The organism is Phytohabitans maris, assembly GCF_031085175.1.
In the GTDB taxonomy this organism is placed as follows: Bacteria; Actinomycetota; Actinomycetes; order Mycobacteriales; family Micromonosporaceae; genus Phytohabitans; species Phytohabitans maris.
The window spans coordinates 24,607-42,440 of the sequence record NZ_JAVHUY010000051.1; the positions used below are offsets into that span (position 1 = coordinate 24,607).

16 protein-coding genes are annotated in these 17,834 nt (G+C 72.5%); 6 read left to right on the forward strand and 10 right to left on the reverse strand.

Features of this window, described 5'->3' with window-relative positions; genetic code table 11:
* Nucleotides 1-37: 37 nt before the first annotated feature.
* From RB614_RS36925 to RB614_RS36940, 4 genes are read left to right on the forward strand one after another with little or no spacing between them, the layout of a single operon-like run.
* Nucleotides 38-1,048, forward strand: coding sequence for an ABC transporter ATP-binding protein (locus RB614_RS36925; RefSeq protein WP_308717347.1), 1,011 nt, complete (start codon nucleotides 38-40; stop codon nucleotides 1,046-1,048).
* On the forward strand, nucleotides 1,045-2,052 hold the full coding sequence (locus RB614_RS36930; protein WP_308717348.1) for an ABC transporter ATP-binding protein: 1,008 nt from the start codon (nucleotides 1,045-1,047) through the stop codon (nucleotides 2,050-2,052). The genes RB614_RS36925 and RB614_RS36930 overlap by 4 nt, the downstream gene beginning before the upstream one ends.
* The gene (locus RB614_RS36935) at nucleotides 2,045-2,746 is read left to right on the forward strand and encodes an RraA family protein (RefSeq protein ID WP_308717349.1); all 702 of its coding nucleotides are present in this window, start codon (nucleotides 2,045-2,047) and stop codon (nucleotides 2,744-2,746) included. Before RB614_RS36930 ends, RB614_RS36935 begins: the two co-directional genes overlap by 8 nt.
* Complete coding sequence (locus RB614_RS36940) at nucleotides 2,746-3,708, forward strand: mannonate dehydratase (RefSeq protein WP_308717350.1); 963 nt, start codon at nucleotides 2,746-2,748, stop codon at nucleotides 3,706-3,708. The genes RB614_RS36935 and RB614_RS36940 overlap by 1 nt, the downstream gene beginning before the upstream one ends.
* Before the next feature lie 8 nt (nucleotides 3,709-3,716).
* Here RB614_RS36940 and RB614_RS36945 read toward each other — a convergent pair whose 3' ends face one another.
* Nucleotides 3,717-5,216 carry a glycosyl hydrolase gene (locus RB614_RS36945; RefSeq protein ID WP_308717352.1) on the reverse strand — a complete coding sequence of 500 codons (1,500 nt, stop codon included), beginning with the start codon at nucleotides 5,214-5,216 and terminating at the stop codon, nucleotides 3,717-3,719.
* Nucleotides 5,217-5,638: 422 nt separating this feature from the next.
* On the opposite strand from RB614_RS36945, the gene RB614_RS36950 reads away from it, so the two are divergent.
* A complete protein-coding gene (locus tag RB614_RS36950; protein ID WP_308717353.1) occupies nucleotides 5,639-6,424 on the forward strand; it encodes a FadR/GntR family transcriptional regulator in 786 nt (261 codons plus the stop codon).
* A gap of 11 nt (nucleotides 6,425-6,435) precedes the next feature.
* Here the strand turns inward: RB614_RS36950 and RB614_RS36955 are convergent, their stop codons facing one another.
* The 9 genes from RB614_RS36955 to RB614_RS36995 are packed head-to-tail and all read right to left on the reverse strand — an operon-like array spanning nucleotide 6,436 to nucleotide 16,874.
* Nucleotides 6,436-6,951: a flavin reductase family protein gene (locus RB614_RS36955; RefSeq protein WP_308717354.1), complete on the reverse strand. Its 516-nt coding sequence runs from the start codon at nucleotides 6,949-6,951 to the stop codon at nucleotides 6,436-6,438.
* Nucleotides 6,948-7,289: a cupin domain-containing protein gene (locus RB614_RS36960; RefSeq protein ID WP_308717355.1), complete on the reverse strand. Its 342-nt coding sequence runs from the start codon at nucleotides 7,287-7,289 to the stop codon at nucleotides 6,948-6,950. The genes RB614_RS36955 and RB614_RS36960 overlap by 4 nt, the downstream gene beginning before the upstream one ends.
* 20 nt (nucleotides 7,290-7,309) lie before the next feature.
* Complete coding sequence (locus RB614_RS36965; RefSeq protein WP_308717356.1) at nucleotides 7,310-8,758, reverse strand: 4-hydroxyphenylacetate 3-hydroxylase family protein; 1,449 nt, start codon at nucleotides 8,756-8,758, stop codon at nucleotides 7,310-7,312.
* 2 nt (nucleotides 8,759-8,760) lie between these two features.
* A complete protein-coding gene (locus RB614_RS36970; RefSeq protein ID WP_308717357.1) occupies nucleotides 8,761-9,456 on the reverse strand; it encodes a DUF2848 family protein in 696 nt (231 codons plus the stop codon).
* Entirely contained in the window at nucleotides 9,453-10,970 is a 1,518-nt protein-coding gene (locus RB614_RS36975) for a UbiD family decarboxylase (RefSeq protein WP_308717358.1), read from the reverse strand. The genes RB614_RS36970 and RB614_RS36975 overlap by 4 nt, the downstream gene beginning before the upstream one ends.
* Nucleotides 10,957-12,780 (reverse strand): FAD-binding protein, encoded by a 1,824-nt coding sequence (locus RB614_RS36980; RefSeq protein ID WP_308717359.1) that lies wholly within the window; start codon nucleotides 12,778-12,780, stop codon nucleotides 10,957-10,959. Before RB614_RS36980 ends, RB614_RS36975 begins: the two co-directional genes overlap by 14 nt.
* Before the next feature lie 23 nt (nucleotides 12,781-12,803).
* A complete protein-coding gene (locus RB614_RS36985) occupies nucleotides 12,804-14,030 on the reverse strand; it encodes a M24 family metallopeptidase (protein ID WP_308717360.1) in 1,227 nt (408 codons plus the stop codon).
* A gap of 16 nt (nucleotides 14,031-14,046) precedes the next feature.
* Nucleotides 14,047-15,624, reverse strand: a complete 1,578-nt coding sequence (locus RB614_RS36990) for a gamma-glutamyltransferase family protein (RefSeq protein ID WP_308717361.1) — start codon at nucleotides 15,622-15,624, stop codon at nucleotides 14,047-14,049.
* Nucleotides 15,621-16,874 carry an amidohydrolase family protein gene (locus tag RB614_RS36995; protein WP_308717362.1) on the reverse strand — a complete coding sequence of 418 codons (1,254 nt, stop codon included), beginning with the start codon at nucleotides 16,872-16,874 and terminating at the stop codon, nucleotides 15,621-15,623. Before RB614_RS36995 ends, RB614_RS36990 begins: the two co-directional genes overlap by 4 nt.
* 277 nt (nucleotides 16,875-17,151) lie before the next feature.
* On the opposite strand from RB614_RS36995, the gene RB614_RS37000 reads away from it, so the two are divergent.
* A complete protein-coding gene (locus RB614_RS37000; RefSeq protein WP_308717363.1) occupies nucleotides 17,152-17,607 on the forward strand; it encodes a GlcG/HbpS family heme-binding protein in 456 nt (151 codons plus the stop codon).
* Nucleotides 17,608-17,834 lie beyond the last annotated feature (227 nt).

Consider the following 17,834-nt stretch of genomic DNA (forward strand, 5'->3'; position numbering starts at 1 on the left):
GCCCCGGCCCCTTGAACGAACCGAGGAGTTTGTCCGGATGGCCCTGCTGGAAGTCGACGACCTGCACGTCACCGTCACCACTGAGGACGGCCCGGCCTCCGTGATCGACGGCGTCAGCCTCCGGGTGGACGCCGGGGAGACGGTGTGCCTGGTCGGTGAGTCGGGCAGCGGCAAGAGCGTCACCGCGATGTCCGTGCTGCGGCTCAACCCGGAACCGGCGTTCGCCTATCCACGCGGCGCCATCCGGGTGGCCGGCGTGGACACGCTGCGGATGCCGGCGCGGCAACTGCGCGCGACCCGGGGCGGCACGGTAGCGATGGTCTTCCAGGACCCGACGACGAGCCTGAACCCCGCCCACCGCATCGGCGACCAGATCGTCGAGGCGATCCGCGCGCACCAGGATATGAGCCGCGCCGACGCCCGCCGGCGCGCGCTGGAGGTGCTGACCGACGTGGCGATCGCCGAGCCGGGGCGGCGGCTCGACCAGTACCCGCACCAGCTCTCCGGCGGTATGCGTCAGCGGGTGCTCATCGCGATGGCGCTGGCCTGCCGGCCCCGCCTGCTCATCGCCGACGAACCCACCACGGCCCTCGACGTCACCACCCAGGCCCGCATCCTGCAGCTGCTGCGCGAGCTGGGCGCCAAGTACGAGCTGGCGCTCCTGCTGGTCACCCACGACCTGGGGGTGGTGGCGCAGATGGCCGACCGGGTGCTGGTGATGTACGCCGGCCGGATCGTCGAGGCCGCCGCCAGCCGCGACCTGTTCTACGACCCGCTGATGCCGTACACCGACGGGCTGCTCAACTCCCGGCCGCGCGGCGTCGCCGACGGGGGCGGCCTGACCCCGATCCCCGGTGCGCCGCCGCGCCTCGGCGACTGGGGCGCCGGCTGCCGCTTCGCGCCGCGCTGCCGGCTCGCCGAAGCCCGCTGCCGTACCGAGCCGCCGGCACTGACCGCCGCGGACGGCGGGCACCTGCGCGCCTGTCTGCTCGACGTCGACGACGTACGGGCCCGCCGGCTCGTCCACCGCCAGGCGGCGGCCCGATGAGCGAGCTGCTGCGCTGCGAGGACCTGACCGTGCACTACCCCATCCGGGCCGGCCTGGGGCGGCGCGGGCGCTCGGTGGTCCGCGCGGTCGACGGGGTCTCGCTGCGTCTCGACGCCGGCCGTACCACCGCCCTGGTCGGCGAGTCCGGCTGCGGCAAGTCCAGCCTCGCCCGCGCCCTGCTCCAGCTGGAACGCCACACCCGCGGCACGGTCCTGCTCGACGGCCGCCCGGTCGGCACCGGCGTCGGGATCGCCGAGTTCCGCCGCAGCGTGCAGGTGGTCTTCCAGGACCCGTACGCGAGCCTGGACCCGCGCATGTCGGTCGGGCGCAGCATCGAGGAGCCGCTGCGCGCGTTCCGGCTCGGCGACGCCACGGCCCGCGGGCGCCGGGTCGGCGAGGTGCTGGAGCGCGTCGGGCTGCGGGCGAGCGACGCCCGCCGGTACCCGCACGAGTTCTCCGGCGGCCAGCGCCAGCGGATCGCGATCGCCCGCGCGCTCGCCCCGAACCCTCGCCTCGTCGTCTGCGACGAGGCGGTCAGCGCTCTCGACGTCTCGGTACAGGCGCAGATCGTCGCCCTGCTCCGCGAGGTGCAGGCGGAGTCGGGGCTGGCGTACCTGTTCGTCTCCCACGACCTCGGGATCGTCCGGCAGGTCGCCGACACGGTGGCGGTCATGTACCTCGGCCGGCTCGTCGAGCACAACGGGGTCGAGGAGCTGTACACGAGCCCGCGCCACCCGTACACCGAGGCGCTGCTGTCGGCCGTACCGGTGGCCGACCCCGACGTCGAGCGGAGCCGGGAGCGGATCATCCTCGCCGGCCAGATCCCCTCGCCGGCGAGGCCGCCGGCGGGCTGCCGCTTCCACACCCGGTGCCCCCGGGTCCAGCCGCGCTGCGAGACCGAACCGCCGGACCTGCTGCCGCTCCCGCCCAGCGGGACGACCGCCTGCCATTTCCCCCTGGAACCCGTCACGCACAAGCACACGGAGGAACCGCACGATGGCTAACCCCTACCGCTACCCGCTGCCCGTCGAGGAGCTGATCGAGCGGTACCGCCAGCTGTACTCGGGCGCCGTCTACGACGTGCTCGACGGGTTCGGCCTGCCCCACCAGGCCCTGGCGACCGACCTCAAGCCGGTCGCCCAGGACATGGTGATCGCCGCCCCCGCGTTCCCGCTCAAAGGGGTGCCGGACAACGTCGGCAAGGAGGAGCTGCGGTCCCGGCGCATCCACATGTTCAACGACATGCGGGCCACCGGCGTACCCCTGGTCGACGTGCGGGACTGTAGCTTCGACACCCAGGTCGCCCACTACGGCGAGATGAACGCCGTCGTCGGCCGGGCCAGCGGGGTCGTCGGCGCGGTGGTCGACGGCGGCTGCCGGGACACCGGGTACCTCATCCGCACCGGCTTCCCGGTCTTCTGCCGTTACCAGACGCCGGTCGAGGCGTTTCGCCGGTGGAGCTACCTGGAGTGGGGCGGCCCGGTCGGGCTGCGCGGCGCACTGTCGTCGATCGTGCCGGTCAGCCCGGGCGACTTCGTCTTCGGCGACCTGGACGGCGTGGTGATCGTCCCCCGCGAGCTGGTCGTCACCGTCCTGGAGAAGACCGAGGACCTGATCCGGCAGGAGAACGACGCCCGCCGCGAGTTCTCCTCCGGCGAGGACCCGGTCGCCGTCTACCAGCGGTACGGTCGGCTCTGATGCGGTTCGCCGAGTACCTGCGCCCGGGCCAGGTGACCGAGCGCCGCCTCTTCGTCCAGGCCGGCGTCACCGATGCCGTGTACCGGCTGCCCGAGGCCGACACCAACGCCGCCGTGCTCGACCTCGCCGGCCTGGAACGCGCGCGGGCCGAGCTCGCGGCGGACGGGCTGACCCTGTCGGTGGTCGAGCCGGTGCCGCCGATGGAGGCGGTCAAGCAGGGGTTGCCCGGCCGCGACCGCGAGCTGGCCCGCCTGACCGCGCTGATCGAGGCGATGGGACGGCTGGGCATCCCGGTGCTCTGCTACAACTTCATGGCCGTCTTCGGCTGGACCCGCTCCCACGTCGACCTGCCCGGGCGGGGCGGGGCGACGGTGAGCGGGTTCAACCTCGACGCGTTCGAGCGGGCCGCCCCGGCGGCGCACCACATCAGCGACGACGACATGTGGGCGCACTACCGGTACTTCCTCGACGCGGTCCTGCCCGCCGCCGAGCGCGCCGGCGTGACCCTCGCGCTGCACCCGGACGACCCTCCGGTGCCGTCCCTGCGCGGCGTGGCCCGGATCATGCGCAGCCCGGACAACATCGCCCGCGCCCTGGCCATGTCCGACAGCCCGGCCCACCAGCTCACCTTCTGCCAGGGCACGTTCGCCACCATGGGCGCCGACATCCCGGCCACCATCCGCCGCTTCGCCGACCGGATCGCGTTCGTGCACTTCCGCGACATCCGCGGCGAGGCGGCGGACTTCGTGGAGACGTTCCACGACGAGGGGAAGACCGACATGTACGCCGCCATGCGCGCCTACGTGGAGATCGGCTTCTCCGGCCCGGTCCGCACCGACCACGCCCCGACCATGTACGGCGAGAGCAACGACCACCCGGGGTACGCCACCCTCGGCCGCCTCTTCGCGATCGGTTACCTCAAGGGCCTGTACGAGGCGGCGCGCGCCGGCGCCGCCTCGTAGCTCCGTCCCTACTGGTACGCCAGGTAGTCCAGGCCGACCCAGGCGCCCGACGACGCGGGGTTGCTGCCGTTGAGCACGAGCCGCACGGTGTGTGAGCCGGCGGCCAGCCCGCCGCGCTGGAAGACCCCGGCCTGGGAGTAGTCCGCCACCGCGTACGTGTCGGCCGAGGCGACGAACGCGCCGTCCACGTACACGTCGAACTTCCCGCCGGAGGGGAGCTTGCGCGCGTGCACCCGCAACGAGGTGCCGGTGAACGTCGCCTCGGCCCAGGCGCCGGCCGTGTTCGACACCGACTTGGTGCCGGCGTGGTAGAGCGGGTCGGCGGAGTGCGTCCAGGTGCCGCCGTACGTGAACGCGGCGCTGGCATCGTCCACAATGGTCGGTAGCGGCACGCTCACCCCGATCTCATCGAGGTTGAGCGTCCACGGGTCGTTCATCAGGTCGGCGGCCCCCGGGTTGCCCCGGATGCTGAAGTTCGTGCTCATCCGCATCCAGAACATGAAGAACGCCATGTCCGGGAAGTGTGTCTTGATCTCGTTGAGCACGACGGTGCTGTTGCCGCCGGTGCCGGTGGCGAGCCCGACCTCGCTGAAGCCGAGCACCTTGCCGTACGTGGCGCTGCGGAAGTGGTCGTAGTACGTGCGGTTGGTGTAGCTGGCCCCGTACCGGTCGAACGCGACGATGTCGACGTACCCGTTGCCGGGGTAGCGGGCGGTCACCTTGGTGCCGAACGCCTGGCCGACGTCGGGCGACCACGCCCAGAGCAGGTTGTCGAGGCCGCGGGTGGCGGTCAGGTAGTCGTACATGTGCCGCCAGACGGTGACGAAGTCGGGGTTGCTGCCGCCGCCCCACCAGAACCAGCCGCCGTTGAGCTCGTGGAACGGCCGCCAGATGACCGGCACCTGGTTGTCCTCGAACCACTGCAGGCCGTCGGCGATCGCGTCCAGCCAGGTCATCCACTGGGTGTTGGCGGCGGTGCCGGTGGTGGCGATCTCGGCGAGGGTGTGGCCGGAGGGGATTGTCGACCAGGCGTGCGCGCCGCTGAACGGGTTGGCGGCGTGCCAGGTCAGGTGGACGATCCCGCCCTGGTCGCTGTAGTCCTTGGCGAGCTGGCGGAAGTTGGTGAAGTCGGGCATGTTCTCCGCCGCGGTGCCGCCCTGGTAGGTGCGGTTGGACGGGTCGAAGCCGACCAGCCCGACGTACTCGCCGGTGAGGTCGTGCAGCTCCTCGACGTGGTAGTCCCACGCGTCCTGGACGGTGGGCATGCCGTACTCGGGGCGGCCGTAGTTCGGGCTGACGAACTGGCCGGAGACGACCTTCGTGTGCATCCGCCGGGGCAGCTCGGAAAGCCAGTCCAGCAAGTCGGCGGCGTACGGGGCGGTGTTCGGGTTGGACGGTGCCTGGTCGGCCAGGGCCGGGCGGGCGGCGACGGCGGAGCTGAGCAGCGTGACCGCGAGGGCGGTGAGGACCAGGAACACGCGCCGGAGCGCTCGGGGGACGGAGGCCATGCTCATCCTTTCCACTTCCCGGGGAGCGGTTCAGAGAACGCAACCGCGTTGTACTGGGAAGAAATCAGAGCGCGTCATGGCGTCAATGTCAACAGTTTGTTTCAAGAGATAGCATTGGCCGATCTTCTGTTGCGGACATTGAAACAATTGGCCAGATGTGGGTTTGCATGGCAGGGGCGGCTGGAGCCCTCGACGGTCACGCCGCCGTCGCGGTGGCGCGAAGCAGATCGGGACCATGATGGTGCAGGCGAGAGCCAACCCGTGCTGGCCAAGGGCTCGACCGTGCGGGTGTACGCCGAGAGCGGCGGTGTCGCGGCGAGGTCATACCCGCATGATCACGCTCCGACTGCTTACCTTGGCTCATTGTCTGACCATATGATAGTCTGACGGACAGCATTCCTCCAGCCGTCGAAAGATCTTCGATGTCATCATCAGCGACGCCCGCAACTCCGCCCGAGCCGATGGGATTGGAGGCCGGGGAGATCCAGCGCTCGACCTTGGCCGAGACGTTGACCACCAAGCTGCGGGAGCAGATCCTCTCCGGCCGGTTGGGGGCTGGCATGCCGCTACCGACGGAACGGAACATCGGCCTCGCGTTCGGTGTCGGCCGCACCACGGTGCGTGAGGCGTTGCGGAGCCTGCTGGCCGCTGGCTTCGTGGAGCGGCAGGGCAAGAAGCTCATCGTCCGGGACCCCCGGTCGGTGCCGCCGCGGGAGGCCGACCACGGCGCGATCGCGGTCCGCGCCTCGATCCAGGAGGTCTTCGACACCCGCCGCCTGCTGGAGGTGGAGGGCGCCCGGCTGGCGGCCAGAAACCGCACCCCGGAGGACCTGGCCGCGCTGCGGCGCGTGCTGGACCGGATGAATCCCGCCGACCCCGAGGACTACCACGCGCTGGACGAGGAGTTCCACACCCTGGTCATGGCGGCCAGCGGAAACTCCATCCTGGCGCAGGTCTACCGCACCTCGCGGCAGATGTTCTTCAAGGGCCCCGCGTTCTGGCGGGTCTTCGGCCAGCTCTCCCTCGCCGACGGTGCGCCCCCGCCGGTGGTCGGCGGCCGGCAGAGCCACGAGGATATCTACCAGGCGATCGACGCCAAGGACGCCGAGGGGGCGGCGCGGGTCGTCGCCGAGCACCTCACCCGGGTCGAGCGGGCCCTCGTCCAGCGGGTCGGCCGCACCGACCAGCAGGCGGCCGCCATCCGCTGAGCGCCGGCCCATCACCGAAACCAGCCGGTACCGTCGCCGCCGGTCAGCGCGTGGAACCGGCCGCCGAAGAACGCCAGCGGCTCCCCTGGGCGGAACCGGGCCGCCAGCACATGGCCGATGAGCACCAGGTGGTCGCCGGCGGGCACCCGGTTCTCCACCACGCATTCCAGCTGCGCCAGGGCGTCCGGCACCACCGGGGTGCCGAGCGCGCCGAACGTCAGCGGCAACCCGTCGAAGTGCTGCTCGCCGCGCCGGGCGAAGCGGACCGCGAGCCGCTCCTGCCGGGCGGAGAGGATGCTGATCGCGAACCTGCCGCTCGCCTCGACCGCGGTGGTGGTCCGGGCTCCGGTGGTCAGGCACACGAGGATCAGCGGCGGATCCAGCGCCACCGAGGTGAGCGAGTTGACCGTCATGCCGTGCGCCGCGCCGTCGGCGTACGCGGTGACGATGGCGACCCCGGTGGTGAAGTGGCCCATCGCCCGCCGCAGCAGCAGTGGGTCGACGGCGGGCGCCTGTCGGGCGGTCACCGGTACCGGACCTCGAACGTCAGGCAGCCCGAATCGGACCGCCACGGGCCGTGTGGCATCCCCGGCGGCCGGCAGGCGTACATCCCGGTGGTGAACGTCTCGCCGAGCCGCAGGTCGGTGATGGCGCCGTCGAGGATGTAGACCTCCTCCCAGAAGTCGTGCTCCTGCACCCCGTTGGCCGTGGTGTCGGTGCCCGGCGGGAAGCGCAGGATCCGGGTGGCCACCCCGCGCTCGGGATCGGCGGCCAGGATCCGTTCCACAAGCTCGGGTACCGCCCCTGCGCAGGACCGGAACGGCACCTCGTCGACCGGGAAGAACTCGTGCTCCGGCTTGGCCATCGCGGCATCTCCTCAGCGGCTCAGTTGGCGGTGTCGTAGCTGTCCAGAAACGCGTCGACGGTGGCCAGCGGCGCGTCGAAGCCGTAGTTGCGAAAGGCGTAGTTGCGGGCCACGAACGGCGCGCCCGCGTAGAACATCTCGTACTGCTGGTGGCGGCCGCCGAACTCGCTGCCGACCACGTCCCACACCAGCTTGAACAGCTTCACCCGCTGCTCCGCGTCGACCTTCGGGGAGCGCACGTACCGGTCCAGGTCGGCGCGTACGGCCGGGTCGCGCAGGTCGGCCACACTCGCCGGCACCTGGAGCACCCCGCCGCCGGCCAGCTCCCGCAGGATGCCGATGGCCCGGGGGTACAGCTCGGCCTGGAGGCCCATCGCGCCGTACAGGGCCCGTGGCCCCGGGCGCCACAGGCCGGCGGCGTCCGGCTCGGCGGTCTGCTCGGCGGCGATCACCGCGGACTCCACGAGGGACGCGATGCTGGCCAGCTCACCGAGCTTCTCGATCACCCCGGGAAACCTGTCGATCTCGTTGACCTGGGCGACCTTGCGGGCCAGCCCGGCGATGAACTGGAGCTTGACGGTGAGCCGCAGCTGCGCCTGCCAGTTGCCCAGCTGGTGCGCGCCGGTGGCGAAGAACTGCCGCTGCAGCCCTGCCACGTCCCGGCAGACGAAGACCCGCTCCCAGGGCACCAGCACGTCGTCGAAGACCACCAGCGCGTCCGTCTCGTCGTACCGGGTGCTCAGTGGATAGTCGTACCCGCTGCTGGCCGCCGGCGCGTACGGCCGGCGGCAGTGCAGCCGCAGGCCCGGGGTGGCCAGCGGAAGGGCGAAGGCGAGCGCGAAGTCGCGGTCCTCCGGGGAGAGCGGCTTGATGCACGAGACGAACAGCTCGTCGGCGACCGCGCCGCCGGTGGCGAGCATCTGCGCGCCGCGGACCACGATGCCGTCCGGCCGCTGCGCCACGACCGCGGCCTGTACCGGCTCGTCGTCCCAGGCGTGCGCGGTGACCGCGCGGGAGAACTGCGGCGGGATGATCGCGTACGCCACGTAGCGGTGTTCGCGCTGCAGACGGCGGTGGTACGCGACGACGTTGGCGCCGAAGCTGTGCTCGTCGGTGTCGAACGCCTCCGGGTGGGCGGCGAACGCGGACACGAACGCCCCCACGTGGTCCGGTCCGCGTCCCACCCAGCCGTGGTTGTGATGTGCCCACGTCAGGATCGCCTCGCGCAGCGCCGCCAGGTCGGCGCGGCTGCGCGGGGCCACGAAGACCCGGTTGGTGACCTCACCGGTGGCGGGGTCCTGGCAGGTCATCCCCGAGCCGGGCGCGGCCGCCAGGTCGAACAGCTCGGCCACCCGGTGGGCGACCGGGGCGAACGCGGGATGGGTACGCACATCGTCGACCCGGGCACCGTCCAGATACACGGCCCGGCCGTCGGTCAGCGCGGCGAGATAGTCGGATCCGGCGCGCATGGTCAGCTCCTGTCGCTCGTGGTGTGCCGGTCGCTCGTGGTGTACGTGTGGGTGAGCCGGCGCCCGTCCGGCAGGTCGAGCCGCAGCCACCAGGTCCGGCCGGGCACGAAGTGGCCGTCGAGCAGCGGCAGCGTGCCGCCGAAGAGGACCAGGTCACCGCCGGGGTCACCGGTCGCGGCCACGGCGCGCCGCCACAGGTCGCCGGGGGTCCGCAGGGCGCTGAGCCGCCCGGCCTGGTACGGCACGGCGTCGACTTCGCTGGCCGCGGCGATGCCGTCCCAGTCGAGACTGTCCGGGCCGTCGGGCAGGGCCACGACCTCGCCGCCGACCGGTTTCGGGCACGTCGCCTTGGCCCCGGCGATGTCGACCCGTTCCAGGTCGCGGTCGGTGTGGTCGGAGCCGACCCCGAGGTACCACCGGCCGGCGGCGCGGATCAGGACCGGTTCCACCTCGCCGGAGGTGTTGGTCCCGGTGACCGCGACCTCGTAGGCCGTGGTCACCAGCGCCGGGTCCAGCGGGTAGAACGTGGGTACGGTCGGTGGCGGCGGGATCCCGGCCGCCGCCAGCTCCTCGATGTGGGCCCGGACCACCGCTTCGTCCCGCCCGGTGTAGCCGGCCACGATCAGCCGGCGAGGGGTCAGCCGGACCGGTGCGTCCGCGCCGGCGACGCGCAGGGTGAGCGCCGTCGCGCCGGTCATCGTGGGCCTCCGTCCCAGCCGGTGAAGCCGTACTCTGCCCAGCGGCCGCGGACCAGGTCGAGGTCCTCGGGGGCGGGCGCCACGGTCGGCGGGAAGCGGGCGCCGCCCCACTGCGGTTGTGGGGGGTATCGCCAGGTCCGGGTGGCGTCGACGAGCATCCGGTTCCACAGTCCCGAGCCGAGGTCGGCGATGGACCGGTCCTCCAGCGGAGTGCTCGGGTCGATCGGTGAGCCGAAGGTGCCGGGGAAGACGACGATGTCGTCGCTGCCCGGCCGGACCCGGTACGCGATCGCCCAGTCGATCGCCGAGTAGTCACTGGGATCGATGTCCTCGTCGACGACGATGACGTACTTGTACCGGTACAGCGCGGCCCCGGTGCTCCACAGCGCCGCCGCCACCCACTTGGCGTGCCCTTCGTTGACCTTGTCGATCTGGACCACGATGGTGGTGCCGTTGGTGACCGGGTGCACGTACACGTCGGTGATCCCGGGTACCCCCGCGGTGGTGAGCGCGTGCCAGGCTATCGCCGCCCGCTGCACCGAGGACATGTAGCTGTTCTCGCCCGAGGCGCCGGGCAGCGAGCCTTCGAGGGTGCCCCGGAAGATCGGGGAGCTGCGGTGGGTGATCGCGGTGACCTCGACCGTCGGCCGTGGTGTGGGCAGGTCGCTGACGTATCCGGTGAACTCGCCGAACGGGCCCTCCAGCCGGTAGCGGTCCGGGTCGGGCGAGATGTAGCCCTCCACGACGAGTTCCGCCGAGGCCGGTACCTCCAGGTCGACCGTCCGGCAGCGCACCAGCTCCACCGGTTCGCCGAGGTAGGCGCCCATCACGTCGTACTCGCAGACGTCGCGCGGGATCGGGCTGCCGGCCAGGAAGTCCATCACCGGGTGCCAGCCGTACACCGAGGCGACCGGCATCGGTTCGCCGCGGCGCAGGTACTCGGCCCAGTGCCGGCCCCAGTGCTGGCTCGGCACCAGCAGCATGGAGATCTTGTCGCGGTCTGCGATCATCCCCCGGTACACGCCCGCGTTGCCGATGCCGGAGACCGGGTCCTTGGTCACCACCGCCCCGAACGTGTTGATGTAGCGCCCGCCGTCGAGGTGGTGCCAGTGCGGTACGGGGAACGCGGTGAGGTCGACGTCGTCGCCGAGCAGCACGTTCTCGTGTACCGGGCCGTCGGCGACGAGCTTCGGGGTGACCCGTTCCCGGTTCGTACGGGTCACGTAGTCGACGAGCGAGCGGTTGTCGATCGACGGGTCGAGGCCGAGCAGCAACGCGATCCGGCGGTGGCTGGCCAGGATGCTGGTGACCACCTGCCCGCACCGGGCGTCCGGGCCGTTGTAGTCCTTGATGTTGCGAAACAGCAGCGCCGGGCCTTTGCGGCGCAGCGTCTCCCGGGCGACCGTGCCGAGCTCCCGGTTCCAGTCGACCTCGGCGGTCACCTCGGCGAGCTCCCCGGCGCCCCGGAGCATCCCCAGGGCCGAGCGCAGATCGGGGGCGTCAGTCGTGGCCACGGTCGCCCGCCTCCGCGCCGGCGTGCACGGCCGCCACCCAGCCGCTCGGCAGCAGAGGGCGCGCGGACTCGCGGGCGGCGAGCACCGCCTCGGCGACCGGCCGCCAGTCGGCGACGATGCCGAGGTCGACCGAGCCGAAGATCGGTGCCGTCGGGTCGGTGTTGACCGCGACGATCCGGCCGGCCCGGGCCACCCCGTTCAGGTGGGTCGACTTGCCGGCCAGGCCCAGCGCGAGATAGACGTCGGGGGCGATGCTGCGGCCGGTGATGCCGACCTGGCGGGCGTGCGGCAGCCAGCCGTTGTCGGTCACCGCCCGGCTGGCGGCGAGCTCGCCGCCGACCGCGGCGGCGAAGGCGTGCAGCAGGCGGTAGTCGGTGACCGCGACGCCCCGGCCGACCCCGACCACGACCCGCGCGGCGGCCAGCCGGTCCACGCCCACGTCGCGGCGCAGGGGTCCGTGACCGACCCGGCCGTCGACCGGCGCGGCGACCCGGGTCACCGGTACCGCGGCGCTGGGCCGGGGCACCGGCACCGGCAGCACCCCGGGCCGGACGGTGGCGAGCTGGGTCGGGGTCCGCGCCCACACCGCGGCCCGGACCGCGCCGTTGGCCACCGGCTTCCAGCTGCGCAGGGCGGCGCCCTCGGTCAGGTCCAGGGCGACCGCGTCACCGGTCAGCCCGGCACCGAGCCTGGCCGCCACCCGGGCGGCGACCTCCCGCCCCCAGCTCGTACCCGGGGCCAGCAGCACCCGGGGCACGACGGTGGCGCACCAGCCGGCCAGGGCGTGGGCGGCCTGCGCCTCGGTCACGGCGCCGTCGACGAGCACCGCGTCGTCGGCACCCCACGCGCCCACCCGCTCCACGGCCGGGTCGCCGGCCAGCAGGACGGCGGTGACCAGGCCGCCGTACGGTCCGGCCAGCCGGGCCGCCTCGCCGAGCAGCTCCCGGGTCAGCCGGCCGCGCTCGGGTTGCCCGACCACCACGAGCCGTGGGCCGTACGGCGCGGCGGCCGGCGACGGGACGGCCGGTGCCGGCGGCCGGACGGACGGCGCGTCGAGCACCGCGAGCAGCCGGGACACCTGCGCGTCGAGGTCGCCGGTGACGACCACCCCGGCGCGCCGGGGCAGCGCGCCGTCGGCGAGCTCGCCGACCCACGTGGGGCTGCCGGCCGCGCCCCACGGCCCGGGGCCCAGGTCGGCCGCGCCGAGCCGGCGGACCCGCGCCCGCCAGGCTTCCGGGTCGGCGACCACCGGTACCTTGGCCGGGGCGCAGAGCCGTTCCGCGCAGGCCAGCACGGCGGGCAGCGCGACGGTGGACTCCCGGCTGCCCTCGTCGAGTTGGCACTGGGTCCACACGGTGCTCCCGTCGGTCCGCAGCTCCCGCACGGCGGCCAGGAACGGCAGCCCGGCCAGCTCGGCGACCTGCGGCCCCACCTGGCCGGTGTCCGCGTCGACCGAGTTCCGTCCGGTCAGCACGAGGTCGTACGGTCCGGTCCGGTCCAGCGCGGCGACCAGGGCGCGGGCGGTGGCCAGGGTGTCCGAGCCGGCGAAGGCCGGATCGGTGATCAGCACCGCGTCGTCGGCGCCCCAGGCGAGCGACTCGACGAGGACCGCCTCGGCGGACGGCGGCCCCATCGTGAACACGGTGCAGGTGCCGCCGCTCTCCCGGGCCAGCTCGACCCCCTTGGCGACCGCCCGGCGGCAATGCGGATTGATCTCGCTCGGTACGCCGTCGCGGCGCAGCCGGCCGTCGGGGCCGAGGGCCAGCCCGTCGGTGAGCGGCACCTGCTTGATCAGTACGGCGATGCGCACTCGGGGTCCTCCTCGCTCGAGGTTCACAGTTGGGTCAGCACGGGAGGCAGCTTGTTGACCGAGCGCGCGCCGTCCGGGGTGATGACGAAGGTGTCCCCGATGAACACGCCCCGCCGCACGTCCGCCGTACACGGGTGGATCTCCACGCAGCAGGCCATGTTCGGTTCGAGCACGATGTCTTTGTCCGGACGGTGCGAGGTGCCGACGAACGGACCGGCGTCGATCGGGTTGAACACGCCGTGCACCAGCGGCGCGACGATCTGGTACCCCCGGTCCACGATCACCTGGCCGGCGGCGCGCAGCTCCTTCGCCGTACAGCCGGGTTTGAGCGCCGCCACGACCTGCTGGTACGCGGTGAACATCACGTCCAACAGGTCCTCGCACTCCGGGCTGGGCGGGCCGAAGATGATGGGTTTGCCGGTCTGCGCCTCGTACCCGTGCGCCTCCCGGGCGCCGAGCTCCAGCAGCAGCACGTCGCCGGTGGCGACGGTCCGGTCGATCGGGCGAGGGCGCTGGAAGCCGCTGACCGGGTGGTACATCGACTCGGACGCGGCCAGGACCATGGTCGGGATCTCGCCGCCCTCGCGGGCGAAGGTGTCGTAGATAATGGCGAACAGGTCCCGCTCGGCCATGCCCGGCCGCAGGTTGTCGATGACGGCCTGTACCGCGCAGTCGCCGATCCGGCCGGCCTCCTCCAGGCAGGCGAGCTCCTCGTCGGAGAGGACCAGCCGCAGCTTCCAGAACTCGTCGGAGAACTCGGCGAACCGGGCCCGCGGAAACGCCTCCGCCAGGGCGGCGTGGTGGTCGGCCGGGATCGAGAGCCAGGGCGCCGGCCGGACGATACCGATCCGCCCGGACTCGAGCCCCAGCTCGCGCAGCCGCTCGACCACGATCACCGAGGTGTTCAGCGCGCCGCGCACGTCGGGGATCACCGAGCGGGCGATCCGGTCTGGCAGCCGCGCGTTCAACCCGAGGATGGCCAGGGTCGGCTCGCCCTCGCGCGGGAAGATCACGTACGCGTCGAGCTCCATGGTGCCGATGAAGTTGGAGAGCCAGCGGACGTTGGCCCAGCCCCGCTCCCACAGCGCGCAGGTGCCGCTGATCAGCAGGCAGTCCAGGTCGTTGTCGGCCAGAAAGCCGCGGACCAGGTCGTGCCGGCGGGCGAACTCGGCCGCCGAGAAGGTCGGCCAGGGGTAGTCCTCCCGGTGCAGCTCGTGCTCGTACCGGATGATTTTGTGGGTGGTCGACATGCGGTCCCTCGTGTTCTCACCAGGCGGTGGCGGCGGCACCGCGCCGGCCGTCGGCGACGGCGTACAGGCCGGTGCAGGGGGTGTGTCCGACGACCGTGGCGCTGCCGAAGAGGTCGTCGTCGGCGCAGTTCTCGCTGATCCGGACGTCGTACCCGAGGTCGCGCAGCCGGTCGGCGGTCCGGCCCGGCAGCCCGGGCTCCAGGTAGAGGGTGCTGTCCTCGGCGTAGCGCCGGGGGGTGCCGTGCAGCCAGCGGGCGTGTTCGACGGCGGCCAGCGGGCCCATCCCGTGGTCGACGAGGTTGGTCAGGATCTGGAAGTTGGTCTGCACCTGCCCCCGGCCGCCGGGGGTCGCACCGGCGATGACCACCCGGTCGTGCCGCTTGACGAGGTAGGCGTTGAGGGTGTGCGGCGGCCGGGCGCCGGGCACGAAGCGGGGGCCCGGCTGGTCGCCGAGCCGCAGCGTGGCGAGCCGGTCGTTGAGGAGCACGCCGGTACCGTCGACGAGCTCCCGGGAGCCGAACGCGTTGAACAGGCTGTGGATCATCGTCACCGTCAGTCCGGCGGCGTCGGTCACCGCCAGGCAGGTGGTGTCGGTGCCGCCGGCCACCGGTACGGACTGCCGCTGAGGCAGGTCGGGCAGCCGGTCCCGCCAGTACGCGGCGCGGGCGTCGGCGAGCTGCTCATCGGGTCCGGTGAGGCCGGACGGTCCACCCGGCAGATCCGCGAAGGCGGCCAGCTTGCAGCGCACCATCAGGTCGATCAGCTCGGGGGTGCCCGGCCGCAGCGCGGCGAGGTCGAACCGCTCGACGATCCGGAGCGCGGCGAGCATCGCCACGCCGAGCGACACCGGCGGGGTCTGGTAGACCTGGTAGCCCCGGTAGTCGATCGACAGCGGTGCCACCCAGGCCGCCTCGTGCCGGGCGAGGTCGGCCCGGTCGAGCAGGCCGCCCCGCTCGCCCAGGTGGGCGCTCAGCCGGTCGGCGAATTCGCCCTGGTAGAACCACTCGGCGCCGAACCGGCCCAGCGCCTCCAGGGTGTGCCCGAGGTCGGGCTGGCTGAACATCGCCCCCGGCGTACCCCCGTTGCGGTCCAGCAGCGCGGCGAGCTGGGGGTGGTCGGCGAGGGCGGGACGCACCTCGGCCAGCGCCCGGGCGAGCCGCGCGTCGATCTGGAAGCCGTCGTAGGCCAGCTTGATCGCCGGACCGAGCAGCTCGGACAGCGGCCGGGAGCCGAACCGGTCGGCCGCGAGCTGCCACGCCATCGGCAGCCCGGGCACCGCGACGGAGAGCGGGCCGAAGCGCGGCACCTGGTCGAGTCCGTTCAGCTGCGGGCCGGTACGGGCGGGCGCGGCGCCGCTGCCGTTGAGCGCGACGACGCCGGCCTCCTCGTGGTGCAGCAGCATGAACATGTCGCCGCCCACCCCGCACCACGGGAACTCCACGACGCACTGGACGGCCGAGGCGGCGATGGCGGCGTCGACCGCGGTGCCACCGGCCGCCAGGACCTCGACGGCGGCGGTCGCCGCCGGCGCGCTGCCGGCGGCGACAGCACCGCGGTAGCCGTGGGCGATCGACCCCCGCGGTACGCCGGTCAACTGTCCGCGCCCTGAGCGGCCGCCACGGTGGCTTCCGGAGCCGGCGAGTCCCAGGGGGTACTGAGCAGGCGCAGGTAGCGGATCGCGTTCTCGCCCATGAGCTTGCGGGTCGCCGACTCGCCGATGGTGTCGCGCCAGGCGATCACGTGGTCGGTGTGGTCCGGGAACATGCACTCCGGGTGCGGGAAGTCCGAGGAGTACATGAGCACGTCCTCGCCGAGCACGTCGATCGTCGACCTGGTGAGCTGGGGTCCCTCGTGCGCCTCGATCGCGCAGAAGACCTTGCCCATCTGCACGTACTCCAGCGGGGTGTGCTTGAGGTCGTCCCGGACGCCGCCCTTGACGTACGACACCTGGCTGGTGAGCCGGACGATCCAATGGGCCAGCCAGCTGTGGCCGGTCTCGACGGTGGCGATCCGCAGGCTCGGGTAGCGGTCCAGCATCCCGCTGATCAGCACGTACGAGATGAGCCGCTGGGCGCCCCAGACGTGCGCGGCGGTCCGGGCGACCACCGGGTTGTCCCAGATGTCCCGGTAACCGGGGAAGTACGGGGGCTCGTAGAAGAAGCTGTGGTGCAGCAGCGGCAGGTCCGCCTCGTCCATCGCCTCGAAGATGGGCGCGAGGTCCGGGTCGTCGACCGGCAGGCCCTCGGGCAGCAGCGGCCAGACCGCCGCGACCCAGTCCTCACCGGCCAGCTCGCGGATCGTCTTGGCGGCCCACTGCGGGTCGTTGCCGGGCGCGAGGATCAGACCCTTGAGCCGGCGCGGATCGGCCGAACAGAAGTCGGCCTGGTACCGGTGGTACGAGCGGTACAGCCCGAGGGCCAGTTCCGGGTCGAGCGCGGTGCTGCCGGGCGCCCACGGGGCCGGGATGAGCACGTTGATGTCGACGCCCTCGATGTCCATGTCCAGCAGCCGGCCGTGCGAGTTGTCGTGCTGGATCCGGTCGCGGGGCTTGCCTTTGGCGAGGTTTTCCACCCGACCCTCCAGCGCGCCCTTGCTGCCGGCACCGGTCCGCTCCACCTCGCCGGACTTCATACCGGCGACCCGCTTGTACGGCCGGGGGTCGACCCGGAGCACCTCGTACGGCTCGGTGGGGTGGCCGCGGCCAGGGACCGGAGTCATGGTGCGGGTGTACGGCGCCAGCTCGTCCTTGCGGTCGAGCAGTCCACGGTCGGCGTAGCGCAGCAGCACCTCCAGCGAGGGCGTCACGTGGGTGTCCACGTCGACGACCCGGTACCCGTCTCTCATCTCACTCGCTCCTTCGTCGGTCACTGGGCGGGCCCCGCGCCGTCCGCACGGCAGTCCCGGGGCCTCACGTTGTCACCATGTCAGATGGTCTCATCGTCAGACATTAGGCCGGGCCGCGCGGACCCGTCAAGGCGTCGCCCGCGCCGCCCTCGTACCCTCCCCACCGCGCGCCACCAGATGTTTCATTGAGATTTCCGATCCGGACAGCCTCTTGACGGCGCTTCCCAGAAGGCGCAACGTGTGGTAGTCAGTCTGTCAGACAATGCGCCGTCCACCTGTGGCTGAACGTCCCGAGCCGCCCACCGATGTGGAGGGAGGACCCGTGCTCGACTTCGACCGCGCACTTGAGTACGTGCTCCGGGCCAGGAAGATCGGGGCCGAGCTGGGTCTGCGGGTGACCGTCGCGGTGCACGACCCAGCCGGCCACCCCGTCCTCGTCGCCCGCGGCGGCGACAAGTGGCACGGCCCCTACATGGCGATGGGCAAGGCCCGCCTCGCCGCCGCCTTCCGTAAACCCACCTCGGTCCTGTTGGAAAACTGGCGGGACCGGCCGATGTTCCCCCTCAGCCTCACCGAGGTGCTGCCCGGCGGAGTGACCCTCAACCCGGGCGGCTACCCGATCGTCGAGCACGGCGAGTTCGTGGGGGCCATAGGCGTCGGCGGCGGCTCGCCCGACCAGGACGAGCTTGTGGCGCGCCGCACGGTCGCCGAGCTGGCCGACACCATCCCCTGACCGGACCCACGGGACCCCCCGATCCCCACCGGGTCATGCACATACAGCGTCACCCGAATCCTGCGTCACCGACGCTGCCCCGACCGCGGCCCCCGTCACCCACTCCCCCAAGCGGATGCGAAACGAGGCCAACCATGGACCATCACCGATCTGGCAGGCTGAGCTGTCTGCTCGCCACCGGCACCCTTTTGTTCGCTACCGCGGCCTGCGGCGGATCCACCGCCAGC